The sequence below is a fragment of the Hamadaea sp. NPDC051192 genome (assembly GCF_040682475.1).
GTDB lineage: Bacteria > Actinomycetota > Actinomycetes > Mycobacteriales > Micromonosporaceae > Hamadaea > Hamadaea flava.
The window spans coordinates 20,421-46,876 of the sequence record NZ_JBFBAZ010000061.1 but is presented as its reverse complement, the minus strand read 5'-3'; the positions used below and the strand labels follow the sequence as shown (position 1 = coordinate 46,876).

General features: G+C 71.2%; 27 protein-coding genes. 11 read left to right on the top strand and 16 right to left on the bottom strand.

Going from position 1 to position 26,456, the window contains the following annotated elements; translation table 11 throughout:
- Positions 1-549: 549 nt before the first annotated feature.
- Both AB0M47_RS24435 and AB0M47_RS24430 read left to right on the top strand, forming a co-directional pair.
- The gene (locus tag AB0M47_RS24435; RefSeq protein WP_363417959.1) at positions 550-954 is read left to right on the top strand and encodes a hypothetical protein; all 405 of its coding nucleotides are present in this window, start codon (positions 550-552) and stop codon (positions 952-954) included.
- Between the two features lie 105 nt (positions 955-1,059).
- Positions 1,060-2,118: a DUF2330 domain-containing protein gene (locus AB0M47_RS24430; RefSeq protein WP_363417956.1), complete on the top strand. Its 1,059-nt coding sequence runs from the start codon at positions 1,060-1,062 to the stop codon at positions 2,116-2,118.
- 1 nt (position 2,119) lies between these two features.
- On the opposite strand, the gene AB0M47_RS24425 is transcribed toward AB0M47_RS24430, so the two are convergent.
- Both AB0M47_RS24425 and AB0M47_RS24420 read right to left on the bottom strand, forming a co-directional pair.
- On the bottom strand, positions 2,120-2,743 hold the full coding sequence (locus tag AB0M47_RS24425) for an isochorismatase family protein (RefSeq protein WP_363417953.1): 624 nt from the start codon (positions 2,741-2,743) through the stop codon (positions 2,120-2,122).
- A gap of 1 nt (position 2,744) precedes the next feature.
- Complete coding sequence (locus AB0M47_RS24420; protein WP_363417950.1) at positions 2,745-3,938, bottom strand: CoA transferase; 1,194 nt, start codon at positions 3,936-3,938, stop codon at positions 2,745-2,747.
- Positions 3,939-3,995: 57 nt separating this feature from the next.
- On the opposite strand from AB0M47_RS24420, the gene AB0M47_RS24415 reads away from it, so the two are divergent.
- Genes AB0M47_RS24415 through AB0M47_RS24405 form a run of 3 tightly spaced genes read left to right on the top strand, consistent with a single transcriptional unit; the run spans position 3,996 to position 7,275 of the window.
- Positions 3,996-4,895 (top strand): hydroxymethylglutaryl-CoA lyase, encoded by a 900-nt coding sequence (locus tag AB0M47_RS24415; protein ID WP_363417948.1) that lies wholly within the window; start codon positions 3,996-3,998, stop codon positions 4,893-4,895.
- Positions 4,896-4,939: 44 nt separating this feature from the next.
- A complete protein-coding gene (locus AB0M47_RS24410; protein WP_363417945.1) occupies positions 4,940-6,436 on the top strand; it encodes an AMP-binding protein in 1,497 nt (498 codons plus the stop codon).
- Complete coding sequence (locus AB0M47_RS24405; protein ID WP_363417942.1) at positions 6,433-7,275, top strand: DUF4437 domain-containing protein; 843 nt, start codon at positions 6,433-6,435, stop codon at positions 7,273-7,275. The genes AB0M47_RS24410 and AB0M47_RS24405 overlap by 4 nt, the downstream gene beginning before the upstream one ends.
- A 49-nt stretch (positions 7,276-7,324) precedes the next feature.
- Here AB0M47_RS24405 and AB0M47_RS24400 read toward each other — a convergent pair whose 3' ends face one another.
- The gene (locus AB0M47_RS24400) at positions 7,325-8,752 is read right to left on the bottom strand and encodes a dihydroorotase family protein (protein WP_363417939.1); all 1,428 of its coding nucleotides are present in this window, start codon (positions 8,750-8,752) and stop codon (positions 7,325-7,327) included.
- A 79-nt stretch (positions 8,753-8,831) separates the two neighbouring features.
- On the opposite strand from AB0M47_RS24400, the gene AB0M47_RS24395 reads away from it, so the two are divergent.
- From AB0M47_RS24395 to AB0M47_RS24385, 3 genes are all read left to right on the top strand, one after another.
- Positions 8,832-10,028, top strand: coding sequence for a CoA transferase (locus AB0M47_RS24395; protein ID WP_363417936.1), 1,197 nt, complete (start codon positions 8,832-8,834; stop codon positions 10,026-10,028).
- Positions 10,028-10,819, top strand: coding sequence for a cyclase family protein (locus AB0M47_RS24390; RefSeq protein ID WP_363417933.1), 792 nt, complete (start codon positions 10,028-10,030; stop codon positions 10,817-10,819). The genes AB0M47_RS24395 and AB0M47_RS24390 overlap by 1 nt, the downstream gene beginning before the upstream one ends.
- A 103-nt stretch (positions 10,820-10,922) precedes the next feature.
- Complete coding sequence (locus AB0M47_RS24385) at positions 10,923-12,308, top strand: MmgE/PrpD family protein (protein ID WP_363417930.1); 1,386 nt, start codon at positions 10,923-10,925, stop codon at positions 12,306-12,308.
- A 160-nt stretch (positions 12,309-12,468) separates the two neighbouring features.
- On the opposite strand, the gene AB0M47_RS24380 is transcribed toward AB0M47_RS24385, so the two are convergent.
- Positions 12,469-13,008 (bottom strand): hypothetical protein, encoded by a 540-nt coding sequence (locus AB0M47_RS24380; RefSeq protein WP_363417927.1) that lies wholly within the window; start codon positions 13,006-13,008, stop codon positions 12,469-12,471.
- Between the two features lie 254 nt (positions 13,009-13,262).
- Here AB0M47_RS24380 and AB0M47_RS24375 point away from each other — a divergent pair, with 254 nt between their 5' ends.
- Complete coding sequence (locus tag AB0M47_RS24375; RefSeq protein ID WP_363417924.1) at positions 13,263-14,303, top strand: hypothetical protein; 1,041 nt, start codon at positions 13,263-13,265, stop codon at positions 14,301-14,303.
- On the opposite strand, the gene AB0M47_RS24370 is transcribed toward AB0M47_RS24375, so the two are convergent.
- The 11 genes from AB0M47_RS24370 to AB0M47_RS24320 all read right to left on the bottom strand — a co-directional run bounded on the left by AB0M47_RS24370 (position 14,274) and on the right by AB0M47_RS24320 (position 23,768).
- Positions 14,274-15,125 carry a CoA ester lyase gene (locus AB0M47_RS24370; RefSeq protein WP_363417921.1) on the bottom strand — a complete coding sequence of 284 codons (852 nt, stop codon included), beginning with the start codon at positions 15,123-15,125 and terminating at the stop codon, positions 14,274-14,276. The two genes, AB0M47_RS24375 and AB0M47_RS24370, sit on opposite strands and share 30 nt — an antisense overlap.
- Positions 15,122-16,285, bottom strand: coding sequence for an acyl-CoA dehydrogenase family protein (locus AB0M47_RS24365; protein WP_363417918.1), 1,164 nt, complete (start codon positions 16,283-16,285; stop codon positions 15,122-15,124). The genes AB0M47_RS24370 and AB0M47_RS24365 overlap by 4 nt, the downstream gene beginning before the upstream one ends.
- Positions 16,286-16,287: 2 nt before the next feature.
- Positions 16,288-16,686 carry a Zn-ribbon domain-containing OB-fold protein gene (locus tag AB0M47_RS24360; RefSeq protein WP_363417915.1) on the bottom strand — a complete coding sequence of 133 codons (399 nt, stop codon included), beginning with the start codon at positions 16,684-16,686 and terminating at the stop codon, positions 16,288-16,290.
- On the bottom strand, positions 16,683-17,795 hold the full coding sequence (locus AB0M47_RS24355) for a thiolase (protein ID WP_363417912.1): 1,113 nt from the start codon (positions 17,793-17,795) through the stop codon (positions 16,683-16,685). The genes AB0M47_RS24360 and AB0M47_RS24355 overlap by 4 nt, the downstream gene beginning before the upstream one ends.
- Positions 17,792-18,196: a MaoC/PaaZ C-terminal domain-containing protein gene (locus AB0M47_RS24350; protein ID WP_363417909.1), complete on the bottom strand. Its 405-nt coding sequence runs from the start codon at positions 18,194-18,196 to the stop codon at positions 17,792-17,794. Before AB0M47_RS24350 ends, AB0M47_RS24355 begins: the two co-directional genes overlap by 4 nt.
- A complete protein-coding gene (locus AB0M47_RS24345) occupies positions 18,193-18,672 on the bottom strand; it encodes a MaoC family dehydratase N-terminal domain-containing protein (RefSeq protein WP_363417906.1) in 480 nt (159 codons plus the stop codon). The genes AB0M47_RS24350 and AB0M47_RS24345 overlap by 4 nt, the downstream gene beginning before the upstream one ends.
- Positions 18,669-19,643: a RidA family protein gene (locus AB0M47_RS24340; protein WP_363417903.1), complete on the bottom strand. Its 975-nt coding sequence runs from the start codon at positions 19,641-19,643 to the stop codon at positions 18,669-18,671. Before AB0M47_RS24340 ends, AB0M47_RS24345 begins: the two co-directional genes overlap by 4 nt.
- A 64-nt stretch (positions 19,644-19,707) precedes the next feature.
- The gene (locus tag AB0M47_RS24335; RefSeq protein WP_363417900.1) at positions 19,708-21,066 is read right to left on the bottom strand and encodes an MmgE/PrpD family protein; all 1,359 of its coding nucleotides are present in this window, start codon (positions 21,064-21,066) and stop codon (positions 19,708-19,710) included.
- A complete protein-coding gene (locus tag AB0M47_RS24330) occupies positions 21,059-22,252 on the bottom strand; it encodes a CoA transferase (RefSeq protein ID WP_363417898.1) in 1,194 nt (397 codons plus the stop codon). Before AB0M47_RS24330 ends, AB0M47_RS24335 begins: the two co-directional genes overlap by 8 nt.
- Positions 22,249-23,271, bottom strand: a complete 1,023-nt coding sequence (locus tag AB0M47_RS24325; protein ID WP_363417895.1) for an LLM class flavin-dependent oxidoreductase — start codon at positions 23,269-23,271, stop codon at positions 22,249-22,251. Before AB0M47_RS24325 ends, AB0M47_RS24330 begins: the two co-directional genes overlap by 4 nt.
- Positions 23,268-23,768, bottom strand: coding sequence for a MaoC family dehydratase (locus AB0M47_RS24320; RefSeq protein ID WP_363417892.1), 501 nt, complete (start codon positions 23,766-23,768; stop codon positions 23,268-23,270). The genes AB0M47_RS24325 and AB0M47_RS24320 overlap by 4 nt, the downstream gene beginning before the upstream one ends.
- Positions 23,769-23,845: 77 nt before the next feature.
- Here AB0M47_RS24320 and AB0M47_RS24315 point away from each other — a divergent pair, with 77 nt between their 5' ends.
- Positions 23,846-24,553: a hypothetical protein gene (locus tag AB0M47_RS24315; RefSeq protein ID WP_363417889.1), complete on the top strand. Its 708-nt coding sequence runs from the start codon at positions 23,846-23,848 to the stop codon at positions 24,551-24,553.
- A gap of 49 nt (positions 24,554-24,602) precedes the next feature.
- A complete protein-coding gene (locus AB0M47_RS24310) occupies positions 24,603-25,553 on the top strand; it encodes a hypothetical protein (RefSeq protein ID WP_363417886.1) in 951 nt (316 codons plus the stop codon).
- A 37-nt stretch (positions 25,554-25,590) separates the two neighbouring features.
- Here the strand turns inward: AB0M47_RS24310 and AB0M47_RS24305 are convergent, their stop codons facing one another.
- Positions 25,591-26,400: an IclR family transcriptional regulator gene (locus AB0M47_RS24305; protein ID WP_363417883.1), complete on the bottom strand. Its 810-nt coding sequence runs from the start codon at positions 26,398-26,400 to the stop codon at positions 25,591-25,593.
- Positions 26,401-26,456: the final 56 nt, after the last annotated feature.

The window sequence follows — 26,456 nt, the reverse complement described above, 5'->3', positions numbered from 1 at the left end:
TGCGGAGTGGCTGTGACCAGCAACATCACAGCCGTGAGAAGGAACCCCGCGACAACGCGGCGGCGGCCAGGACGGTCCATCATGGACTCCTCTCGGGGCACTCCGGGTCGGAGCTGACTGAGAGTCTCCTGCGAAGGTTTCCATTTAGCAATACCTGTATGTACCGGAAAGGCATCGCCCCTTGTAGATGCCGAGGATGGCCAGCGATCGACTGCAAGCGATCACTCTTCTCAGGGACAGACACCCGCCGCCGCGCCCGAGCAGTTTCATCGCCAACGCCGTGCACGCCACGCCAACGGAGCCGGCGCCGTCGGCAACGAACCCCTTGGCCGCCCTCCAGCGGGAGAGCCGTCTATTAGGCTGCCCGGATGGAAATCAGGGGTGGCGGAGCGCTGGGAGCCGAGGCGGCACGCCGGCTACGCCAGCTGGGATCGGTGAAGTTCGGTCCCGAGAGTTCCGGGACACCTGCACCGCCGTGCCGTTCTGGAGCGGCTACATCTGACTCGCTTGCAGATCACGGTTATGCATGCTTCCGACGCCCTGGGATGCATGCATAATCGTGATCTGCATCCGGAAGGGATCACTGTGAGGTGGCGAGGCGGACGCCCGGCGATCTCAGCGGCTCAGCGCGAGATCTGTCGGCGCTTCGGAGCGGAGCCGTTGCTGCCGCAACCGCGGACGATGATCGGCCTGGCGCTGACTCGCCCACGAACGCTCGAGCCGCTCAACGCGCTGCGCCACCCTGTCACAAGTGCCGGCAATGGATGGTTCGTGTGGCGCGGACCCTCGATTCCGCGCGACGACGATCAGTTCTTCAGCCCATTGCACGTCGAGCACCTCGATGTGCACGCACCAGAACTTGCTCCTTACCTGGCACTGCCGCCAGGGTGGGGCGTGGTCTTGGCGCCGGGATATGAAGATGTGTGGTACGACGCGAACCTGCTCGACATCTAGCGAACGGCAGTCGGTCAGGCGTAGCCGGACGAGGGAGTGGACCGTGCGTTCGACCACCGATCGGGTTGCGGCACACTGATGGCTTCGACGTGACAGGAGTAGGCCGTGACTGTGACCGCGACCACCCGCCGGTTCGTGACCCGTTTCGCTGTGGTGCTCGCGCTGGGCGTGACGATGCTGGCGGCCGATCCCGCGACGTCCGGCGCGTGCGCCTGCGGGGCGTTCGTGGCCAACGACAAGCTGTATCCGCAGCGGGAGACCGCGTTGGTGGAGTTGTCCGGCCGCAGCGAGTCGATCACCTTGTCGGTGCAGACCAGTTCGCAGGCGAATCAGGCGGCGTTTCTGATGCCGGTTCCGGCGCGCGCCCGGTTCGAGATCGCTGACGCGAAGCTGTTCACCGAGCTGGATGAGATCAGCCGTCCCGAGGTGAAGGTGCGGCGCGTGACCGTCAGCGGGGACGGCGCGGGCGCGCCTCCGGGGCAGTCGGCCAACGATGTGACCGTCGTCGACCACGTCGAGGTCGGCCCGTACGAGGTCGCTCAGCTCAGCGGCACGGACGCGAGCGCGGTGTCGCGATGGCTGACCGACAACGGCTTCACCTTGCCCGAGGCGCTCGGCGGGGCGCTGCGGCCTTACCTCGCCGAGGGTTGGCTCGTCGTCGCGGTACGCCTGGCGCCGACCTCGGGCAGCCTTTCCGACGGCCTGCCACCGATGCGAGTGGCGTTCGAGACGGAGTCGCCGGTCTACCCGATGCGGCTGTCTTCGACGGCGGAGCTCAGGCAGCCGCTGCGGCTGTATGTGCTGGCGGATCACCGGATGGACATGAGCAACCCGGCTCCGAAGGGCAGCAGCGCGGCGGACCTCACGTACGCCGACGAGGTGACGGCGGACCCGCAGCACCCGACGGTGTCCGCGTTGCTGACCGGCCCGCGCTTTCTGACGCGCTACGACGCGGTGTTCAATCCGAAGCAGATCACCGAGGACATCCGGCTGACGCAGTCGGCGTCCGATGAGCACTATCGCGCGGTCGTCACCGTCACGAAGTACGTCCAGTCGCCGTGGCCGATGCCGGGCGTGCCGCTGCTCCTGCTGGCTCTGATCGTCCTGGCGGCGGTGGCCGTCGCGGTCACGATGCTCGTACGCCGCCTCAAGACGCGGGTCTGACTCAGGTCGTCAACGCCTGCACCGCGGCGTCGAGGTCGACGACGTCGGCGTACTTGGCGTCGAGGTCGAACAGGTTCGCCTCGTGCGGCGACGGATGACGGTCGGCGCAGGCCTGCCGCACGACCATGGGGCGGAACCCGTTCTGCAGCGCGTCGACGGCCGAGGCGCGTACGCAGCCGCTGGTGGAGAAGCCGCCGATGGCCAGGGTGTCGATGCCGGCGGCGGTCAGCCACGCGGCCAGCGAGGTGCCGGCGAACGCGCTCGCGTAGTGCTTGAGCACCACGTGGTCGGTCGCCGCCGGGGCGATGTCGGCGGGGAACGCCCCCCAGGGGCTGGCCTCGGCGAACACTGCCAGGACGGGCACCTTCGCGGCGAACAGGGGCGCTTCGGCGCAGGTGGCGTCGGCGTACCGGACGCCGGTGTAGATCACGGGAAGGCCGGCGGCGCGGGCAGTGGTCAGCAATGTGGACATCGCGGCGAGGGCGGCGTCGGCGGTGGTCAGGTAGAGCGGCGAAGCCGGATCGGTGTAGGCGGTGACCGGGTCGACGAGCAGAACGGCCGGGCTGCGCCCCCAGCCGAGTCGCTGGGCGAACCCGGCGGTGGCGTAGTCGCCGGAGAGGCCCATGTCAGATCACGCCTCGCGTACGCAGGTCGTCGCGGTCGGCTGGGCTCAGGCCGAGCAGGTCGCCGTAGATCTCGTCGTTGTGCTGCCCGAGGGCGGGACCGGCCCAGCGCACCGAGCCGGGGTCGGCGGACAGCCGGGGGGCGACGTTCTGCATCGGCAGTTCGCCGAAGTCGGGATGCGGCACGCGGACGACGGCTTCGCGGGCCGCGATGTGCGGGTCGGCGAGGATGTCGGCGGCGGTGTTGATGCCACCGGCCGGTACGCCCGCGGCGTGCAGGTCGTCGAGGAGTTCGGCCGCGGGACGGGTACGCGTCCAGGCCGCGATGATGTCGTCGAGTTCGGCTTGGTGCGCACCGCGGGCGCCGTGGGTGGCGTACCGGGGGTCGGCCGCCAGGTCGGGGCGGGCCATCACCTCGGTGAGGCGGCGGAACACGGTGTCCTGGTTCGCGGCGATGAGCACGTCCGCCCCGTCGTCGGTGGGATAGACGTTGCTGGGCGCGACGTTGGGCAGGATCGCGCCGGTGCGTTCGCGCTGGTACCCGGCGACGGCCCATTCGGGCAGCAGGGATTCCATCATCGCCAGGACGGCTTCGTAGATGGCCGAGTCGACGACCTGCCCCCGGTCGGTGCGTTCACGGGCGTGCAGGGCGGCGAGGGTGCCGTAGGCGGCGTACGTGGCGGCGAGGGAGTCGCCGAGGGAGATCCCGGCTCGGGAGGGCGCTCGGTCGGGTTCGCCGGTGACGTGGCGGATGCCGCCCATCGCCTCGCCGATGGAACCGAAGCCGGCGCGCGGCGCGTACGGCCCGGTCTGGCCGTAGCCGGTGACGCGGACGAGGATCAGCCGCGGATTGATCTCGCTGAGCACGTCGTAGCCCAGGCCCCAGCGTTCGAGGGTGCCGGGGCGGAAGTTCTCCAGCAGCACGTCGGACCGGGCGACGAGCTTGCGGACGATGTCCTGGCCGGCCGGCGTACGCAGGTTGCAGGTGACGGACTTCTTGTTGCGGGCCACGACCGGCCACCACAGGCTTTGGCCGTGCGGCTTCTCCCGGCCCCATTGGCGCATGGGGTCGCCCTTGCCGGGGTCTTCGAGTTTGATCACTTCGGCGCCGAAGTCGCCGAGCAACTGGCCGCAGAAGGGCCCGGCCAGCAGGGTTCCGGTCTCGATCACCCGGATGTCGGATAGCGCCCCAGTCACGGCCGCATCCTATGCTTGGGAAACACCGTTTCGCTAGAGGGAACCCGAGGGGCGGACATGGAGATCGTCGAGGTCGGCCCGCGCGATGGGCTGCAGAATGAGCGCACGCTGCTGGACACCGCGACGAAGGTGGCGTACATCGAACGGGCCGTGCGGGCGGGCATCCGGCGAGTGGAAGCAGTCGGCTTCGCGCACCCGGCTCGCGTACCGCAGTTGGCCGACGCGGAGGCGGTGCTGGCCGCGCTCCCCCGCCATCCGGGGGTCAGTTACAGCGGGCTGGTGCTCAATCTGCGCGGCCTCGACCGGGCACTGGCCGGTGCCGGCGTCGACGAGGTGAACTACGTGCTGGTCGCCACCGACGAGTTCTCCGGGCGCAATCAGGGCATGACGACGGCGGAATCGTTGCGGCAGTGGGAATCGGTGGCCGCAGCGGCGCGCGCGGCCGGGCTGCGTACGGCGGTCACGATCGCCGCGGCGTTCGGGTGCCCGTTCACCGGGGAGGTGCCGGTGAGCCGGGTCCGCGATCTGGTCGCAGCCGCCGCGCAGGCGCAGCCGGACGAGATCTGCCTGGCCGACACGATCGGCGTCGGCGTACCGGTGCAGGTCGCGGGGTTGGTGACGGCCGCTCGCGAGGCCGCGCCAGGGGTTCGGCTGCGGGCCCACTTCCACAACACCCGCAACACCGGGTACGCCAACGCCGTGGCCGCCCTCGACAACGGGGTGACGGCGCTGGACGCGAGCACCGGTGGCATCGGCGGCTGCCCGTTCGCTCCGGCCGCCACCGGCAACATCGCCACCGAGGATCTCGCGTACCTGTTGCGGCGGTCGGGGCTGCTCGACGGGGTGGACGAGCGCGCGCTCGCGGAGACGGGCACCTGGATCACCGGGCTGCTGGGGGTCGCGACGCCCGCGTTACTGGGCCGCACCGACGTCTTCCCGCCGGTGGAGGCGGGCTGACCGAACCCTTGCCACCGGATGGAAACGGTGTTTCCATTTGAGCCATGCTGCTACCCGGAGGCGCCGACCTGTCGATCGCGAACGGGATCCGCGAGTTCGCCCGCGCCACGCCGAACGCCGTCGCCGTGATCGACGGGGACCGGCGGCTCAGCTACGCCCAGCTCGACGACCGCTCGTCCCGGCTGGCCACCGCGTTGCTCGCCGCCGGTCTGCGTACCGGGGACCGGGTGGCGCTGCTGCTGGGCAACCGGCTCGAGTACTGCGAGATCGCCGCTGGGCTCGCCAAAGCCGGGCTGGTCATGGTCCCGCTCAACCCACGGCTCACCGCGCCGGAGATCGCCTTCATCGCCGAGCACTCCGGGGCGCGGGCTATCATCGCCGACGAGACGCTGGAGCAGCTCGCCCCGCCGCTGGATCATCGGCTGATCGTCGGGGACGCGTACGAGGCACTGCTGGCGCGCAGCGATCCGAGGGATCCCCGAATCCCCGTCAGCGAGCACAGCCCGTTCTGCGTCGCGTACACGTCGGGCACCACCGGCGACCCCAAGGGCGTGCAGATCTCGCACCGTTCCCGGGTCCTGACGTTCTACGCGACCGCGCTGGAATGGGGGCTCGGACCCGGTCGCCGGGGCATCGCGGTCGCGCCGATGTACCACGGCGCGGGCTTCGCGTTCGCGTACGCGTCGGTGTTCTGCGGCGGAACCGTGAGCATGCTGCGGACGTTCGACCCGGGCGCGGTGCTGGAGATGATCGCCCGCGAGCGTGCCCAGTCGGTCTTCCTGGTCCCCACGCACGCGCAGCTCCTGCGGGCGTTGACCGCGGAGCCGGCGGCCGACGCGGATCTGTCTTCTCTGGACACGTTGTACTTCAACGCGGCGGCGTTGCCCCGCCCGCTCAAGGAGTGGGTGCTGGACGCCTTCCCGGGCGTCGGCGTCCACGAGCTGTACGGCTCGACCGAAGCCGGGGTGGTGACGAACCTGCGGCCGTCCCACGCCCGCGGCAAGGCCGGATCGGTTGGGCACCCGTGGTTCGCGACCGAGGTACGCATCGTCGGCGACGACGGCGAGGCGGTGCCGCCGGGCGTCCCGGGCGAGCTGTACAGCCGCTCGCCGTTCCTGATGAACGGCTACTACCGCAACGACGCGGCGACCGCGGCCTGCACGACCCCGGACGGTTTCCTCACCTCGGGCGACGTCGCGATCGCCGACGACGAGGGCTTCATCAGCATCGTGGATCGCAAGAAGGACATGATCATCACCGGTGGGGTCAACGTCTATCCGCGCGACGTCGAGGAAGCCCTGGTGACCCATCCGGCCGTGATCGAGGCGGCCGTCGTCGGCGAGCCGGACGAACGCTGGGGTGAGCGCATCGTCGCGCACGTCGTGTGCCGCGCCACGGTCGACCCGGCCGACCTCGACGCCCATCTGCGCCCACGGCTGGCCGGATACAAGCTGCCCAAGGCGTATCGGTTTCCGGCCTCGCTGCCCCGCAACGCGGCCGGCAAGGTAGTCAAACGACAGCTGAGGAGCCCCGAACCGTGAGAGCACACGTCGAACTGATCCATGAGGACGACTACATCTGGCACGCCGGCGAGCTGCCGTTCGGCGAGGGGAAGGTCCGCGAGCGCCGGCTTTCCGTCGACGAGGAGGACGGATCGGCGTCGCTGTCGCTGGAGTTCCCCGACGACTGGGGTCGTGGCGGCGGCGTCCCGCACGCCGACACCGAGTTCTATGTGGTCTCCGGCTCCCTGCTCTACGGCGGGCGGGAGCTGGGACCCGGCGGCTACGTGCAGGTCCCCCTGGGCGTGCCGATGGACTGGATCAAGGTCCGCGAGGGCAGCCGCATCCTGCACTGGCGCGAGTACGGCGACTGCGGGTTCGACCCCGACGCTGCCCGGCACGCCGACGCGGTCGGCGAGGTGTCCGTCGTGGACTCCCAGGCGATGCAGTGGACCGCCGCGCCGACCGTCGGGCCGATCACGCCCCTGTACATCAAGCTGCTGCACCGTGATCCGAAGACCGGCTTCTACACCCGACTCATCCACGCCGAGCAGGGCTGGACCGATCACCGGCTGGCGCACCACCCCTGTTACGAGGAGTTCTACACGCTGGCCGGGAAGATGGCGTACAACTTCGGCGACATCGACGACGGCACCTACTGCTTCCGGCCCGCCGGGGTCAAGCACGGCCACTTCGTCGCCGAGACGCAGATCGACTGGATCATCCGGTCCGACGGCGAGCTGATCAACTGGTACACCACCGAAGAGTGGATCAAGTGGGGCGGTACCGCCGAGAACTACGAGGACCACCACGCGCCGGTCATCTCCACGATGCCGGTCCGCTCCCGGTCGCGCGGTCCGTGGTCCGGCGACGGCATGTGACACACCGGCCGGTGCGGTCACCCGCACCGGCCACATCCATTCCCGACGGTCACCGGGTCACATAGGAGCCGCCGGGCTCACCGATCACTTCACCCTTGTCGTACGCGATGCGCCCGCCGACGATCGTGGCGACCGGCCAGCCCTTGACCGTACGCCCGTCGAACGGGCAGTGATCCTGTCCCGACAGCAGCAGCTCGGCGGTGACCAGCTGCTCCTTCTCGGGGTCGATGATGGTGATGTCGGCGTCGGCGCCGACCATCAGGCTGCCCTTGCGACCGGCGAGCCCGTACGCCTTCGCGGGGTTGGCCGAGGCCAATTCGGCGACGCGCTGCGCGCTCAGCCCGCGCTTGTGCATGCCTTCGCTGATCAGCACCGGATAGAGCAACGCCGTGCCGCCGAACCCGGGCAGCGCCGGCCACAACTGGTCGCCCTTGTGCTCTTCGAGGCAGCAGGCGTGATCGGAGGCGACCCAGTCCACGGTGCCGTCGGCGACGGCCGACCACAGCGCCTCGTTGTCCTCGGCCGACCGGATCGGCGGGTTCACCTTGCCGCCGAGCCCGCCACGGCGATCCAGCTCGTCGTGATCCAGGCACAGGTGGTGCAAGGTCACCTCGCAGCGCAGGTCCAACCCGAGCGTGCGCTTCGCGGTACCCGCTGCGGCGATCGCGTCCGCCGACGACAGGTGCAGCAGGTTGACCGGGCAGTTCGTCGCCTGGGCGAGGGTGGTGGCCTCGCCGATGGCGACCCGTTCGGTCAACGGCGGCCGCGCGTCCGAGTACGCCTTGAGAGTCTGCGGGTCGCCGGCCGCGCGTACGCGGTCGATGAACAGGCGCATCAGCTCGGCCTGCTCGCAGTGCAGCGACAGCGACACCCGGCGGCCGGGACGCTGGTTCGCCGCGACCGCCTCCATGATCTGGTAGAGGTGGCCGAGGTCGTATTCGTCGCTCATGGTGAACGCCTTGGCGTCCCGCGAGTCCGCCGACAGGTTGAATCCTTTGTAGAACATGTAGTACTTGAACGAGCTGACCCCGTGCTCGTCGACCAGCGCCGGCACCTCCCCGACCTGGGCGGTGTCCATCGGGGCCAGGTGGAAGCCGTAGTCGGTCCAGGATCGGCCCGCGACGGCGGCCAGCACCTCGGGGAAGATCTCGGCGTACGGGCCGGTGCGGTTGAGGTAGTGCTGGCCGGTGCGGAAGTAGGACAGCACCGTCGTGACGCCGCCGACCAGCGACGAGTGGGTCTCCTCCGCTGCGTCGACTTCCAGTGGCCGATAGATGCCGAGATGGAAGTGCGCGTCGACCGCTCCCGGGAAGACCAGCCGGTTCCGGGCGTCGACGACCTCGACGGCGTCGGACACGGGGATCTCGTCGGCGATCGCCGCGATCCGGTTGCCGCGCACTGCGAGGTCCGCACGCACGGTTCCGGTGTAGGGCAGCACCAGCGTGCCTCCCTTGACGAGCAGGTCGTATCGGCTCACGGCCGCACCTCCAGGGATCATGCGTTTCGCACACTGTAACGGGGTTTCCTTTTTGCGGATAGCCCGGTACGGTTCCGCCATGACGCCCGCCGCCCTCGCCGGCATCACCGTGGTCGACGCCGCCACCCTGTTCGCCGGGCCGCTGGCCGCCACGATCCTCGGCGACTACGGCGCGGACGTCATCAAGGTCGAACACCCGGCCAAGGGCGACCCGTCACGCGGGCACGGGCCCGCCAAGGACGGCGTACCACTGTGGTGGACGATGCTCGGCCGCAACAAACAGACGGTCACCCTCGACCTCGGACGGGCCGAAGGCGCGGAGCTGGCGCTACGCCTGCTGGCTGACGCCGACGTGCTGGTGGAGAACTTCCGCCCCGGGACCTTGGAACGCTGGGGGCTCGGGCCCGACGTGCTGCACGCGATCAACCCACGGCTCGTCCTCGCCCGGGTCACCGCCTTCGGCCAGACCGGCCCGTACGCACGGCGGCCCGGCTTCGGCACGCTCGCCGAGGCGATGAGCGGATTCGCCGCGATCACCGGGCCGGCCGACGGGCCGCCGACGCTGCCCCCGTTCGGCCTCGCCGACGGGATCTCCGCGCTGGCGTGCGCCCAGGCGATCATGACCGCGCTGTATCACCGCGACGCCCGCGGCGGCCCCGGGCAGGTCCTCGATCTGGCCATCATCGAGCCGATGCTGACCGTGCTCGGGATGCAGGCGATGGCCTACGACCAGCTCGGCATCGTGCAGCAGCGCACCGGCAACCGCTCCGTCAACAACGCGCCCCGCAACACCTACCAGACCCGCGACGGCCGCTGGGTCGCCGTGTCCACCAGCGCCCAGGCGATCGCCGAACGCGTCATGCGCCTGGTCGGACTCCCCCAGGTCGTCGACGAACCCTGGTTCGCCACCGGCGCCGGCCGCGCCGCCCACGCCGACGTGCTCGACGAGGCCGTCGCGGCCTGGATCGCCGACCGGGACCTTGGCGACGTCGTCGCGGCGTTCGAACGCGCCGAAGCAGCGGTCGCCCCGATCTACGACATCACCGACGTCTTCGACGACCCCCAGTACGCCCATCTGGACAGCGTCACCACCGTCGACGACCCGGCGCTGGGCCCGGTCCGGATGCCCAACGTCCTCTACCGGCTCTCCCACACCCCCGGCCGCATCCGCTGGACCGGCCGCCCCCGGGGCGCCGACACCGCCGCCGTCCTCCGCGACCGGCTGGGGCTGACCAGCGACCGCATCGCCGACCTCGCCGAGAAGGGAATCGTCTGATGCTGTGGGACAGCCTGCGCGACGCCCGCGTGATCGACCTCGCCCACCCGATGCGCCGCGGCATGCCGCAGTCGCCCAACCATCCGCCGTTCCGGATGACCCTGGAACGCCGCCACGGCGACGTCGTACGCGCCGACGGCGGATCGGCCGCGAACGAGATCATCGTCACCGGCGCACACGCGGGTACGCACATCGACGCGCTCGCCCACGTCTCGCACGACGGGCTGCTGCACGGCGGCCGCCCCGCCGCCGACCTGCAGTCCCACGACGGATTCCGCGAACTGGGCATCGAGACGTTCACGCCGTATCTCGGCCGGGTCGCCGTCCTCGACGTCGCCGCCGCGCACGGCGTCGAGGTGCTGCCCGCCGGCTACGAGGTGACCCCGGCCGACCTCGACAAAGCCGCCGCCGGGGTGTCGTTCTCTCCCGGCGAGGCGATCCTGGTCGGCACCGGCTGGTCCCGGCACTGGGAGGACCGCGACGTGTTCATCGGCCTCACCGGCGGAGCACCCGGACCGGGGGCCGACGCCGCGCGCTGGTTGGCCGCCCATCGGCCCCGGCTCGTCGGCGCGGAAACCATCGCCTTCGAGCACATCCCCGCCGGGCGTGGGCACGCCGTCCTGCCCGGGCACCGGATCCTGCTCGTCGAATCGGGCATCCACATCATCGAGACGATGCGGCTGACCGAACTGCTGGACACCGGCGTACGCGAAGCGCTGCTCGTGGTGAGTCCGCTGCCGATCGCCGGCGCGACCGGATCACCCGTACGCCCCCTGGCGGTGCTCCCATGACCGGCCCCGGCCGCTGGGTGCCGATCGGGCTGACCGGCCGCAGGCTGGTCATCGGCAAGCGCAGTTCGAGTCACGCGAGCGCCCGCCGCAGGACGGTGATCGTGTGACCGCAGTTGCCGAGTTGGCCGCGTTCGCCGCCGGATGCCGGGCGTCCCTGCCCGTCGCGGTCGCCGACGACGTCCCGCGCCGCGTCCTCGACATCGCCGGACTCGCATTGGCCGCCCTGGCCGAACCGAACGCCGACGCCGCACCCGCAGTCGCCCGCGCCGCCCGGCGCTGGGGCGGTGTCGGCGAGGCCACCCTGTTCGGCACCGGTGAACGCCTGCCCGCTCCCCTCGCCGCGCTGGTCAACGGAACACTGGCGCACGCGCTCGACTTCGACGACACCCACCTGCCGTCCGTGCTGCATCCCAGCGCCGGAGTGGTGCCCGCCGCCCTGGCCGCCGCAGAATCGGTCGACGCCGACGGCGACCAGCTCATCGCCGCCGTCGCCGCCGGGATCGAGATCTGCAACCGGCTCGGCATGGCCGCGTACGACCGGGAGCTGCGCAACTCTGTGTTCTTCGAGCGCGGCCTCCATGCGACCTCCATCTGCGGCGCAGTCGGGGCGGCCGTGGCCGCCGGGCTGCTGCACGGCCTCGATGGAGCCGGCCTCGCGTCGGCGATGGGCGTCGCGGCCAGCATGGGCGCCGGACTGATCGAGGCCAACCGGACCGGCGGGACGGTGAAGAAGGTCCACAGCGGATGGGCCGCCCACGCCGGAGTGTCTGCCGCCGTCCTAGCCGCGGAGGGCCTCACCGGGCCGCCGACAGTCCTGGAAGGACGGTTCGGCTTCTTCGCCGCGTACACCGACGGGCGGTTCGACGCCGACGCGTTGCTCGGCGACCTCGGTAGCCGGTGGGAACTGCTGCGCACGGTCTACAAGCCCTATCCGACCAACCACTTCACGCATCCCGGCGTCGATTGCGCACTCGCGTTGCGGGCAGCCGGGCTGGACCCCGACGACGTCGCCGAAGCGGAACTCGGTGTCGCAGCGCCGACCCTGCGCACGATCGCTGAACCGGCGGCGGACAAAGCCCGGCCGCGTACCGCGTACCACGCGAAGTTCTCCGGGCCCTACACCGTCGCGGCCGCGCTGACCGGCGGTGGCGGACTCGGCCTGTCCCTCGACGACTTCACCGAGCTACGCCAGGACCGGCTGGCGCTGGCGGCTCGCGTACGCTGCGTCGCCGACGAGCGGGCCACCGAACGCTTCCCCGAGGCGTTCGGCGCGGTCCTCCGCGTGGTGACCCACAGTGGGGCTCGGCTGGAGCACCGGGTCGAGTCCTCCCGGGGCGGGCCGGAGCATCCGCTGACCGCCGACGAACTCGGCCTGAAGTTCGCCGTCAACACCCAGGCGACGCTGACCTCGGCCCGCGCGGACGCGCTGATCGCCACCGTGCTCGGCCGGGGCAGCGCCGCAGCGATCCTCGCCGGCTGCCGCCCCTGACCCGCTACCCCCGCCGGGCGCTGCACCCTGCTCGCGCTGCCCCCGCCCGCACCGCGTTTTTTGGGCGCTGGATCACGGATCTCGGTCGAATCATCCTCCAAGATTCGACACGGAACCCTGATCCAGCGCCAAAGGGCGGCGGGGCCCGAGCCGGTGGGTGTTACGCGACGGCGCTCTCGCTGAAGATCGGGTCGTAGATGTTCTCGCTGTCCTTCACCCCGATGCCGAGCGAGACCCCCTCGTCGAAGCTGAGGTCGACCACCTCGTAATCCAGCACGTCGTCCGTGCCCTCGGCGTGGAACGGCCCGTAGATCCAGTTGTTCCAATAGGAGTTGACGTAGACGTAGACGGTGTCGCCGTCGTTGCGGGTGTCGTAGATCCAGAGCAGCTCGTCGTCCGGGTGGAACTCCACCTTCGCGACCATGCCGTTGCTGTCGTACATCTCGATCTTGACGGCCACGCCGCCGGGATCGGTCTTGAAGTACGTGTCGTCGAAGCCGTCGTAGAGCATGCAGCCACCGGTGACCTTGGTGACCGGCAGGTTGCCGCGCACACGAGCGCAGTTGCCGGTGTCGACGACGGCGAACTTCACCGTGAGAGTGCCGTACGCCTGAGCCGGTGACGGAACCACCAGGAGTGACCCGAGGACGCCCAGGACGGTGAGGACGGCTCCGACGAGAGTTCGTCGTGCTGTGTGCATGTCTGCTCTCCAATGCGCTGCGACGGATGGCGAGTCGGCGATCGGCCGCTCTGTCCATGATGTACACAGGCTTGAGGTCCGAGATGGTTGTCATGCCGAGCGATACTCGCCCCGTCTCGCTCGCCCGCGCCAGCTGCGGCCGCTTCGGCCTGGCAGGGCTCGCTCCGCGACGGGGGGACTAAGGGAAAGCCCTGGTGGCGTGATCAGGGTTACTTCCCGATGTACGCGACGCCGGGCTGGGCGATGCTGGCAAGGTGGCATTGGATCTTGGTCAAGCAGTGGTCCCCTGGCGAGCCGTACGCGCCGGCAACGCAGCACGATACCTGCGCGCTTTCGTCTTCTCCGGCATCGGCACCGTCCTGCTGATCCGCGTCTACCTGGGCATGACCGGTTACCCGAAGCTAGGCGGCGGCAACCTGCACATCGCGCACATGTTGTGGGGCGGACTGCTGATGGTCGTGGCCATCGGTGCGGCCACGATTCTCTACGGGCGAAGCGCCCGGTTCGCCGCAGCGGTGGTGGGCGGTGTGGGCTTCGGGCTGTTCGTCGACGAGGTCGGCAAGTTCATCACCCAGGACAACGACTACTTCTATCGCCCGGCGGCGAGCATCATCTACCTGGTTTTCGCGATTCTGCTCCTGCTCGACCGCCGGTGGCGGAACCGGGCCGTGCCGACTCGCGACCAACGCCGGGCGGACGCGGTGGACCTGGCCCTCGGCGGGATCGTCGTCGGGGTGACCGAACGCCAGCGGGCGGACGCGATTCGGTCGGTCGGCGTACCGGATGATGAGCTGGACCGCGCGGTGCTGCACCTGCTCGAAGCGTTGCCCGCGCGCGACGAGACCGCCGGCCGGCCCTGGTGGCGCCGCCTGACCGACTGGGCCGGCGCGACGCGCGACCGGCTCGCCCAGCGGCAGTGGACCGTCAACGTCGCGGCGGGCTGGATCATCGCTCAGCCGGTGCTGTTCCCGGTGATCGGCGTCGCCATCGACGCCGGACGCCTCGAAACGGAACCGACGGTGGTGGCGGTTCTGGTGACGCTCGTGATGACCGCGTTGGGGATCGTGGGCGCGTACCGGTTGCGTCGTGATCGGGCCGCCGCGATGCGATGGTTCGGGTTGGCCCTGACCATCGACCTGATGATCGGCCAGGTCTTCAAGTTCACCCTGAACCAGTTCGCGGCGGTTCCGGCACTCGCGGTCGATCTTCTGCTGCTGTCGATCGTCAACGCCGCACAGCTCGCGGCGGCCAACCCTGCCGCAGGATCACCCCGAGCGGACATCGGCGGCGCGTAGGAGGCGGCGGGCGGCGCGTACGACTGCCTCGTCGACCATGCGACCGGCGGCGTCGAGGCAGACCCCGGACCCGGACGCCTGCGCGGCGTCGAATCGGGCCACGAGGTCGGCGGCGGCCGCGATCTCCTGCGCGGTCGGGGTGAAGACCTCGTGCACGATCGGCAGCTGCGCCGGATGGATGCAGGCACGGCCGGAGAATCCCAGTCGGCGCAACGCGAATGTGCTGTCGCGCAACGCATCCAGGTCCCGGAAGTTCGTCGAGACCGGGGCGACCGGCGGGTCGATCCCGGCTGCGGCGCTGGCAAGCACGACGTGCGACCGCACCGCCAGCAGTTCCCGCTCGTCCGGCCCCGGCGTGATCCCGAGGTCGGCGGCCAGATCGGCCTCGCCCAGTTGCAGCCGGGCGACGCGGGGCGCTTGGGCGATGCGTACGGCGTCGAGGACGGCGGCTCCGGTTTCCAGCAGGGGCACCACCGGCGTGCTGCCGAGGCGTACGCCACGGTCGCGTTCGACGTCGGTCAGCACGGCGTCCAGCACTGCCAGCTCGTCCGGCGTCTGGGTCTTGGCGACGCACAGCCCGGCCAGTCCCGGCCAGGCCACCGCACGGGCGTCGTCGTGCCCGGCCGGTCCGGGATTGATGCGTACCCACACCGCAAGTCCGGAGGCGGCGCGGACGAAGGCGGCCGCCGCTTCGCGTGCCTGAGACTTGCGCGCGTAGGGGACGGCGTCTTCGAGGTCGACGATGAGTGCGTCCGCGCCTCGTGTGGCGGCCTTGGCGAGCTTGTCCGGGGCGTCGGCGGGCACGTACAGATAGGACCTCATCCGATCTGGCCTTTGCCGCTGAGCAGGGCCCGCGCGATGATCACCCGCTGGATGTCGTTCGTGCCTTCGCCGATCATCATCAGCGGCGCGTCGCGGTAGAGCCGTTCGACGCCGAACTCCGGCGAGTAGCCGTAGCCGCCGTGGACCTGCATCGCCAGCAGGGCGCAGTCCACCGCGGCCTCGGACGCGTACGCCTTGGCCATCCCGGCTTCCAGGTCGACCCGGCGGCCGGCGTCGGCTCCGGCCGCCGCCCAGTAGACCATCAGCCGCGACGACTGCACCTTCATCGCCATGTCGGCCAGCTTGAGCTGGATCGCCTGGAACTCGCCGATCTTCTGCCCGAACGCCTCCCGCTGGCCCGCATAGGCGAGCGCGGCGTCGTAGGCGGCCTGGGCGATCCCCAGCGCCCGCGCGGCCACGTTGATCCGCCCGATCTCCAGTCCGGACAGCACCTGCTGCATGCCGCGCCCCTCGACGCCGCCGAGCAGCGCGTCGGCCGGCACGTGGACGTCGTCGAACGCGATCTCGCAGGACTCGGTCCCCTTGTAGCCCAGTTTGGGCAGGTCTCGCAGTACCTCGAAGCCGGGCAGTCCCGCGTCGACGAGCAGGACCGACATGCCTCGATGGGCGGGCGTCGCCGACGGATCGGTCTTGCACAGCACCGGCAGCGGGTCGGCGTGCCGGGCGTTGGTGATCCACGTCTTGCGGCCGGTCAGCACGTAGTGGTCGCCGTCGCGGCGGGCGACGGTCCGGATGCCCTGCAGGTCGGTGCCCGCGTCGGGTTCGGTCAGGGCGATCCCCGTTCGCCGTGCGCCGGTCGCCAGGTCCGGCAGGTAGCGCTGCTTCTGCTCGGGCGTACCGTGGCGGGCGATGAGCCAGCTCGACAGGCAATGGCTGCCGAGGATGCCCGCGATCCCCATCCAGGCCTTGGCGATCTCCTCGAAGACCAGGGCGAACGACACCAGGTCCACGCCCAGGCCGCCGTACTCCGGTGGCACGGTCAGCCCGAACAGGCCCAGCTCGCGCATCGTGGCGACGATCTCGGCCGGGTACCGGCCCGACGCCTCCCACTCGGCGGCGACCGGGCGGATCTCCCGGTCGGCGAAGGTCCGCAGGGTGTCGCGGAACAGTCGCTGTTCCTCGGTCAGCTCGAAATCCACGGTCACTCCTCGCGCGTACTGGTGAAGACGGGCAGGTTGCGGCCGTCGGGCAGGCGCCGCCACGCCAGGCGTACCGGCAGGTCACACGCCGGATCCGACACGCCGACCAGCCAGGTCAGCAGGATCGGGCCTTCAGCCAGGCGTACGCGGGCGACCGTGAACGGCGTCTCGACGCCGGGAGCCGGAGCGCGATGGACGACCGTGTACGCGTCGACGACGCCCCGGCCGCTCGCCTCGACGTAGTCGTGATCGGAGTCGATCAGCAGCAGGCCGCAGGAGGTGCACATCGCCCGCGGCGGATGGTGCAGGTAACCGCAGCGGGCACAGCGTTGCAGCAGCAGCCGCTCCTCGGCCGTGGCCGCCCACCAGAGCACCGCAAGCTCGTCCTCGGCCGCGTTCACACTGCCTCCAGCAGAACGGTGGCGTGGCTGGAGAAGATGCCGCCGATCCCATGCACCAGCGCGGTGCGGGCGTGCGGGATCTGCCGTGCTCCGCAGTCGCCGCGTAGCTGTCGGACCGCTTCCACCAGTAGCAGCACCCCGAGCTGGCCCGGATGGCAGTAGGACAGGCCGCCGCCGGTCGTGTTGACCGGGATGCCGTCGAAGAACGTGCCCGCGCCGGGCGGGCAGAAGCCGAGCTGCTCCAGCGCGAGCGCGACGCTGACCGTGGTCGCGTCGTAGACCTGTGCGATGTCGACATCCTCCGGGCGCCATCCGGCGCGGGCGAACGCTCGCGCCCCGGCTGCTGCCGCGCCGGTGCTGAGCAGGTCGTCCGGTGTGGCCATCGCGGCGTGCGTCACCGACTCGCCGTAGCCGCGGACGAGGATGGGGCGCTGGGGCAGATGCCGGGCGCGGGCGGCGTCGGCCAATACGACCGCGCCGCCGCCGTCGGTCACCAGGCAACAGTCGAGTACGCCGAGCGGGCTGGACACCATCGGCGCGGTGAGCACGTCGTCGACGGTCAGCTGCCCGTCGCCGTGGCGGAACGCGGCGGGATTGCGCAGCGCCCAGTCGCGGGCCCGGACGGCGATCCGGGCCAGGTCGGACCGGGTGAGCTGATAGGTGTGCAGGTAACGCTGGGCGGTCATCGCGTAGTACGACATCGGCCACAGCGGGTGATAGGGCTGCTCGAACTGGGCCTCTGGGGTGGCCGCGTCGTAGCTGCCGCCGATCGCCCGGGATCGGGCGCTGCGCTGGTCAGAGGCGTACGCGATGACGACGACCGTGCACTGGCCGGCGGCGATGGCCTGGGCGGCGCGCGCGACGTACATCTCGAAGACCGATCCCCCGGCAGTCGTCGAGTCGGTCCAGGACGGACAGATGCCGAGCTGTTCGGCGAGCTGGGTGGCGGGAAACCGGCCCACTCCCGTGGTGGCGATCCCGTCGACGGCCGACGGTGGCAGCCCGGCGTCGGCCAGCGCGCGCGTCACCGCCTGGGCCAGCAGGTGATACGCCGGGCGGCCGGTACGGCCCAGGTCGCATTCGGCGGCGCCGACGATCGCGACCGTCATGGCCGGTCCGTCGGCAGGATCACGGTGGCGCTCGCCGGGCCCACGGCGATCCGGTCGTCGCTCACGACGTGCACCGCCAGGTCGACGGTGACGGTCGCGGCCTCGACGCCGCTGACCCGGCCGCTCAACCGGATCGTCTCCCCGGCGTATACCAGCGAGGCGAATCGGAATCGCAGTGCGGCCAGCCGAGCGCCGGGACCGGCCCACTCCAGCACCAGCTCGGCGAGCAACGCCCCGAACAGTTGGCCGTCGACGACCGGCCCGGCCAGGCCACGCTGAGCGGCGTACGCGGTGTCGTAGTGCAGGCGATGCCAGTCCCACGTCGCTCCGGCGTACAAAATCATGTCGGTGAGTCCGACGGTGCGCTCGCGGGCCGGAAGCTCGTCCCCGACGGAAATCATGCGCCGCCCCCGGGCCGATCGGCCAGATAGATGAGAGTCTCGGTGTTGACGGCCAGCAGGTGACCGTGCTGATTGCGGTAGGTCGCGACCGAGGTCACCAGCAGCATCTGCAAGCCCTGCGCGGTGGTGCGTTCGGTCATCGACTCGAGCCGCCACGCGACGGTGAGCACATCGCCGGCCGTGGCCGGAGTGTGGAACTCGTACGCGTTGCCGCCGCGAATGAGCCGCGTGCCGGGCACGTCGAGATCCCAGCCGTGGCCCGGGTAGCCCTCGGCGTCGGCGGCCTGGCCGGTGTAGGAGTTGGTCTCGCAGATCATCGTGGGCGGGGCGATCGGTTCCGCGCCCAGGTAGGCGGGATTCGACGCGCCGATGGCCTGGGCGAAGTAGCGGATCGCGGCCCGGCCGATCTCGTCCGGCGCGGTGTAGGTCGCCTCCCGGCCGATCTGGGCCCGCAGCTCGTCGGTGAGCAAGGTCATCGCAGCACTCCCCGGGGGACGACTTCGATCAGGAACTCCGGCCGCAGCAGCGCGTCGCAGACGACGGAGGTGACGACCGCGCCGGGGAAGCGCCGCTGCCGCAGATCGGCCAGCGCCGGATGGTCGGCGATCGCGGCGGGCGTGAGGTATTCCAGCAGGGTGACGGTGTCGACACCGCCCGCAGCGGCGAACACGGTGTCGATGCTGTCGTAGACGAACCCGGCCTGGGCGAGCAGATCGCCGTCGTGCAAAGCGGTCTGCGTCACCGGATCGAGCGCGCCGAACCCGGCGCCGAACACGTGCCGCCCGGCGACGACGGCGGGCTTGTAAGTGAGCGTGTCGTAGCGGGACCAGCCCGGGTTGACAGCCCTTCGAGAACCGGTGGTGCCCACCGCGTCGAGCGCCACCGCCGCGCCCGGCCGCACCGGGGTGTCGACCAGGATGCCGGCGGCAGCGGGATGCACCGGCCCGTCGCCGAGCAGGTCACGGCGCGGCCGCCCGCAGCGCGGATACTCCGCGCGGGTGGCGGTGGCGGTGTAGTCGGTCGTCAGCGTCAGCGCGTCCAGCCCGAGCCCGGCGGCGGCCAGCAGCTCGCCGGTACGCTCCAGGCACCAGCGGTACTGGTCGCGGAACGCGCCGTCGCCGGTGTGGACGCTCGGCAGGTAGACGACGCCGTCGGCGACCATGACCGTGTCCTCGCCCGCCGGGTAGGCCCGGCCGCCACCCTCGGCTGCCGTCACGGCCACGCGATACGGGTCAGCGCTGGCTGGGAAGCCGCGTACGGGGATCGTGGAGACGGGCACGGCGTGGTCGCCGAGCAATGCGGACCGGGCGGCGGCGAGGTGGTCGCGGTCGGCGGCAGCGGTCACGTATTCGGCGAGGTGCACGACGTCGGAACCGGCCAGCCCTGCTCTCGCGAGGGAGGCGGCTGCGGCGTCGTAGCCACCGGTCGCGGCGAAATGGATCGTCATCGCAGGCTCCGGATCAGGTCGGTGGCGGCGGCGGTCGAGAGCGCGCCCACGGCTAGGCGAGCAGTCATGCCAGGCTCCGCATCAGGTCGGTGACGGTCGCGGCGGTGGCGAGTCCGTCGACAGCGGCGGTCACGGCGTCGGCGCGGTCGCCGAGCGCGGCTCGGGCTTTGCGGCGTACGAGGTCGTCGAGGCCGGGGTCGCCGGGGCGGCCGCCGCCGTGCTCCGCGTCGGCGACGATCCATCCATCGTCCACAGTGGCGTCGGCGGGCGCACGTGCTGGATCGGCGTCCATAGTGGCTTCGATGCGGGCTGGGGCGTCGGCGGCGGGCATCTGGGCCTGGTCGGCGGGCCAGGCGAGCACGGTCGTACGCGCAGCGAGGCGAGCGGCGTCCGGACGGTCGGACCGGTCGAACGCCTCGACCGGCAGCGTCCCGTCGAGCAGTGCGACGGCCGCACACCAGGCGGCGGAGAACTTCGCCGCGTACGCCGTCGCCGGGGCGAGATCGCCGACGATGGGGACGGCGTCGGGGTGGAGGTGCAGTCGCAGTGCCGTGATCCGGCCCGGGTCGACTTGCTGACGCAGCTTCATAGCAGCGGTCACAGCGGCGTGACTGAGCTGGCAGGCCGGGTAGGGCTTGACGGTGATCGCCGCCGTCTCCCACCGCCGCCCGAGGTCGCCGAGCAGCGCCACCCGATCCGGTACGCGCCCGGCGAGCGCCCGATAGAGGCCACGCTCACCGTCGAGGGCGGACACGGGTCCAGTGGCCCCGGCAGCGGCCAGCCGAGCGGCGAGGATGCCGTTGTAGGCGGCGAATCCTGGGTGCAGCTGCTTGGTCGACGAGCCGGTGGCGAGGAATTCGAGCAGCCCGCTGGCTCCGCTGGCGGCGATGCCGATCGCGTCCGTGGTGCGTTCCTCGTCGAGGTTCAGCAAGCGGGCCGTGGTGACGGCGGCGGCGACGGTGCCGCAGGCGGATGTGGCGTGGACACCCCGGGCGTGGAAGGCGTGCGGTGCGGCCGCGCCGAGCCGGCAGATCGTCTCCACCCCCGCGACGTACGCCGCCAACAGCTGCGCGCCGGTCGCACCGGTCTGCTCGGCGACGGCCAGCACGGTCGGGGCGACGACGGCGGTCGGGTGCACGAGTCCAGCGGCGTGGGTGTCGTCGAAGTCCAAGGCGTGCAGGGCAACGGCGTTGCCGCACGCCGCCGCCGGGGCGCCGACGCGGGTCGTCGTACCGACCAAGGTCGCTTCGGCCGGACCACCCAATCCCTGGGCGACCTGCGTGGCGGCGCTTGCCTCGTTTCGGCGTACCGCGCTGATCAGGCAGCCGAGCCCGTCGAGCAGCTGACGACGGGCTGCGGCCTGCACCTGGCCGGGCACGGCCGACAGGTCGAGGCGCGACGTCCACGCGGCGAGGTCACGCACCGAACGCCCCGGCGGCGGTCAGCGCGGCGATGCGGTCGGCGTCGTAGCCGAGCAGGTCGCCGGTCACGTAGGCGAAGTCCTCGTTGCGCCGGGGGGCTCGCCGGTAGGCCGGCGGCCGGTCGCCGACGCGTACCGGGGAGGCGACGGAGTGGACGGTCCCGTAGCGCGGGTGCTCGGTGGTGACCACCATGTCCCGGGCCAGCGTGTGCGGATCGCGCAGGGCGGCGGCGACGTCGTTGACGGGTCCGCACGGCACTCCGGCTGCTTCCAGCACGGTCAGCCAGCGGGCCACCTCCTGCGCACGGAACCGGGGTTCGAGCAGGTCCAGCAGCTCACCGGCGTTACGTTGCCGGTCGGCGAACGTCGCGAACCGCGGATCGTCGGGCAGCCCGAGGACACCGGCCAGCCGCCGCCAGAACTTCTCCTTGGCACAGCCGACGACCAGCCAGCCGTCCGCCGCCTCGAAGACCTGGAACGGCACCAGCGACGGATGCGCGGAGTGCCGGGTGCGTACGGGGGTGAAGCCGGCGCTCAGGTGCCACGTCGCCGGATAGGTCAGCAGACCGATCGCGGTGTCGAACAGGCTCAGGTCGCAGTCCAGGCCGACGCCGTCGCGCCGGGCCGCGTGCACGCCCGCGAGCAAGGCGATCGCGGCGACGAAGCCGCCCGAGTAATCCACCATGGACAGACCGGACTTGGCGGGCGGGCCGTCGGGCTCGCCGGTGAGCGCCATCCACCCGGCCAGGCCCTGCAGGACGTAGTCGTAGCCGGGCTGGGCGCTGCGCGGCCCGGTCATCCCGAATCCGGTCAGCGAGCAGCAGACGATGCGGGGGTTGCGGTGCCGCAGGTCGGCGTGGGTCAGCCGCATCTTGGCGGGGACGTCGCCACGCAGGTTGCTGTAGACCGCGTCGGCGTGCTCGACGAGGTCTTCGAAGACGGCCCGCCCGGCGTCGGCCGACAGGTCCAGCGACAGCGAACGCTTGCCCCGGTTGAAGGTCTCGAAGAACAGCGAGTCCTCGCCGTCGGCGTACGGGGGCACGTAGCGGCCGACGTCGCCGCCCGCTGACGGATCCTCGATCTTGATCACTTCCGCACCGAGGTCGGCCAGGTGCAGGCTGCCGAACGGGCCGGCGCCGTACTGCTCGACCGCGAGGATGCGCACGTCGCTCAGGGGTGCGGAGGTCATGCCAGCTCCCGGATCAGGTCGATGATCGCGTTCTGCGCTGCCCGGGTCTCGTGGGGCGCCAGACCGTGGACAGGTGGCGACAGCTTCACGGCGTCGGCGAGCCCGTGGTAGCGGGCGAGCCCCTCGGCCACGTCGTCGCGCGTACCACTGAGGGTGAAGGCGGCCGCCATCTTCGGCGGTACGCAGTCCGCGAGCCGGTCGGCGGGGCGACCGGCTCGCAGCGCGTCGACGGCGGCCTGATGCTCGGCGGCGAAGCCCGCGCCGGCGAACAGCTCGGCGTAGGTCTTGACCCCGGCGTAGAAGCCGACCGCGCCGCGTGCGGCGTGGCGGGCCGCGGCGGCGTCGGAGCCGACGCTGCAACAGGCGGACACCACGATCTCGGGCAGCCGACCGGATTCGGTTGGACGGCGGGCGGCCCCGCGCCGCAGGGCGGGCAGGATCGTCTCGGTGAGCACCGGCGGCGGGCACAGTTCGTGGGAGAGCCAGCCGTCGGCGATCTCACCGGCGAGCGCTGTCATCGCCGGGCCGACTGCGGCGAGGTAGATCGGGACACTGTCGCGAACGGGCGCGTACGGCCGCCGCCAGCCGCGGACCTCCACCGACGTATGTCCGGTGTGGAGGATCGGTTCGCCCAGGTGGGCACGGGCGATGATCGCGCGGATCGCCGCCACCGTGTCACGCAGCCGGGCCACGGGCGGGTCGAAGCCTGCGCCATGCCAGGTCTCGATGAGCCGCCGTACGCCGGAGCCGAGGCCGAGGCGGAACCGGCCGCCGGACAGCTCGTCGAGGTCGAGGGCGGCGAGGGCGGTCAGCATCGGGCTGCGCGCGAAGGCGAGCGCGACGCCGGTGCCGACGCCGATCGTGTTCGTGGCGGCGGCCATCGCGGTCGCCGTGATCAATGCGTTGCGGTGCAGTTCCGGGGCCCAGACGACGGCCGCGCCGGCGTCCTCGGCCCGGCGGGCGGCGTCGCGCAGCTCGGCGAGCGTCTCGCCCCACGGCTGGTAGTCCAGGCGGATCATGGCTGGATCGGGCCGGTCTTGGCGACCGGGAAGACGCCCTTGTCGTGCGGGGCGTCGCGTTTGTAGACCATGACCGCCCGCCGCCAGGACATCACCTCGTCGCCGTCCTGATTGAGGCCACGCGTACGGCAGCCGACGATGCCCGCGTAGGGACGGCTGGCCGATGGGCGGACGTCGGTCACGACGGACTCGGCGTACAGGGTGTCGCCGACGAACACCGGGTGGGTCAGCCGGATCTCGTCCCAGCCGAGGTTCATCAGCGCGTTCTGGCTCATGTCGGAGACCGACAGGCCGAGGACGATCGCGACCGACAGGCCGGAGTTGACGATGAGCCGCCCGTACGGCGCGCGCGCCGCGAACTCGGCGTTGAAGTGGTTCTGGTTGGTGTTCATCGTCAGCAACGTGAACCAGGTGTTGTCGGTCTCGCTGATCGTGCGGCCGAGCGGATGCTGATGGACATCGCCCACGGTGAAGTCTTCGAAGTAGCGGCCAACCATGGCGCCGACGCTAGCCACGCGCTGACCTGCCCGTCAAGAGCTTGTTTCTCACAGCGAATCAGTGTTTCCATAGCGCGATGGGACCGCACACTCACGGCTGGTGGATCCTGCTCCACCTCGTCCTGTTCGTCTTCTGGCTCGGCGGCGACCTGGGCGTCTTCTGGTCCAGCAGGTTCGTCCTGCGCCCCGACCTGTCCCCCGCCGCCCGGGCGACGGCGCTGCGCATCATGGGCGGGCTGGATCTGGGACCGAAGATCTGCCTGGTGCTCTTTCTGCCCAGCGGCGTCACCCTGCTCGCCCTGGAGCCGCACGGCGCGAGCCTGTTCGGGCTGAACCCGTTCGCGTGGCCGATCGTCGTGGCGGTCTGGCTGCTGGCGGCGGCCTGGCTCACCGCCACGATCAGCGACCATCACCATCCGGGCCGCCGCCGCTGGGTACGCCGCGCGGACTGGACGATCCGGATCACGCTCATCGTCGCCCTCGGCACGGTCGCTGTGTACACATTGGTCGCCGACCAGCCGTTCGGCGTGACCACGAATCCGCGGTGGCTCGGCGGCAAGCTGTTGCTCTACACGACCGCGATCGCGTGCGGGCTGGGCATCCGGCTCACGCTGCGCCCGTTCGGCCCGGCGTTCGGCGCGCTGATGAGCGGCGGCTCGACGCCGACGGTGGAACTGGCGATGACCCGGGCGATCAACGGCTGCCTGCCCTACGTCTGGGGCATCTGGGGCAGCGTGCTCGGCGCGGCGGCGCTCGGCGTCCTCAAGCCGTTCGCCGACTTGTAGCGCCCCGCTTCCATTGACGCCCATCTCACCCTGGCACAGACTGTTTCTCATGACGAAACAACGTTTCACACAAAGAAACACCAGACGCATTGCGGCCGGGCTGGCCGCGACGGTGCTCGCGGCCGTGGTGACGCTGCTCGGCACGCCCGCACCGGCGGCCGCGGCGTACGGCACGGTCGCCAGCTACGCGACGTCGGTCAACGGTGACGCCGCCGACGTCCACCATCCGGTCGCGCACACCGCGCACGACCCCTGGCCGGTGGTCCTGCTCCTGCAGGGCGCCAATGTCGACAAGGGCGACTACGCGTCGTTCGCGGCGAAGGTGGCCTCCTACGGCTTCGTCGTCGTGGTGCCCAACCACTTCCAAGTCCTGTTCGGACAACCGGGTCTCTACGTGACGGGCGAGCAGGCCGCGTGGACGGTGGCCTGGGCCGCGGCCGAGAAAACCCGGGCCGGCTCACCCCTGGCCGGTGCGATCGACTCCTCGACGCTGCTGCTGCTCGGTCACTCGTTCGGCGGTGCGGCCGGGCTCACGCTGGCCTCGGGCCTGTGCACGCCGCCGTTCTGCGCCGCGCCGACGCCCGCCCCGGCCCAGCTGAGAGCGGCGGCGTTCTTCGGGACCAACAACACGGTGCCCGCCACCGGCGTCAACCCGCCCATCGCCGCCGTCGTGCCGATCGCCCTCGTGCAGGGCAGCGCCGACGGGATCGCCACGCCGGCCGAAGGCCACGCCACCTACCAGGCGATCACGACCTCCCCGAAGCTCTACGTGAACCTCATCGGGGCCAACCACTACGGCCTGACCGATGGCCAGAACCCGGCCGGAGCCCGGCCCGACCTGTCCCCCCAAACCCTGAACCAGGCCACCAGCGTCGAGACGGCAGCCCGCTGGAGCGCCTACTGGTTGCGAGCACAACTCGGCGATCCGGTCGGGCGCGCGTGGGTCTACGGCATCGGCGACGCGGTCGACACCGCCGTCACCACCGAGGTCACCCGGTAGCGGCTCACCGACTCGGCCCGGCTCCCGGCTCGGCGGATCAGCCCTCGTAGCCGAGCTGGGCCGAGATCCGCTCGACCGCGGCGAGCAGCTCGGCGGCGGTGTCGGACTGCTCCGGCTTGAACCGGGCGGCCGGCCCGGCGACGCTCAGCACCGCGACCACGTGTCCGTCGTGGTCGAAGATGGGCGCCGCGATCGACGCCGCACCGGCCTGACGCTCCCCCTGCGAGGTGGCGTACCCACGCTTGCGGATCGAGGTCAGCTCCCGGCGCAGCTTGGCCGGGTCGGTGATGGTGCGGTCGGTCATCGGCGCCAGCGGATGACGACTGAGGTACTCCTCGATGTCCGCCTTCGGCAGGAAGGCCAGGAACGCCTTCGACGAGCCGCCCGCGTGCAGCGGGTACGGGATGCCGAGGGTGACCTCCATCCGCAGCTCCTGGTCGGGCACCACCTGGTCGACGTAGAGCCGGGTGTCACCCCGGCGCAACGACAGCGTGGCCGTCTCCCCGGTGTGCTCGGCGAGGTGGCGCAGCTCCGGGGCGGACATCGCGCGCAGGTCCGTCCGCGCCAGGTACGCCCGTCCCAGCGCCGCGGCCGCGTGGCCGAGCGCGTACCGCCGGGTCGTCGCGTCCACGGTGATCAGATCGCGGCTGCGCAGTGCGGTGAGGATTCGGTGGACGGCCGCCTTGGTCAGGCCGAGAGCAGTGGCGATCTCGGTCACCCCGAGATCGGGTTGACCGCTGCGGCCGAAGTAGAGCAGCACGTCCATCGCCCGCTCGACGGCGGCGATGGAGCGGGACTGACTGTCGGCGTCGTCGTCGATCGACTTGGCTGCGGCACTGGTCGGCACGGGGCCCCTCCTGTCGGCATGGACGTGCGCCAGTCTAGATCGCGCGCCGCCGATCG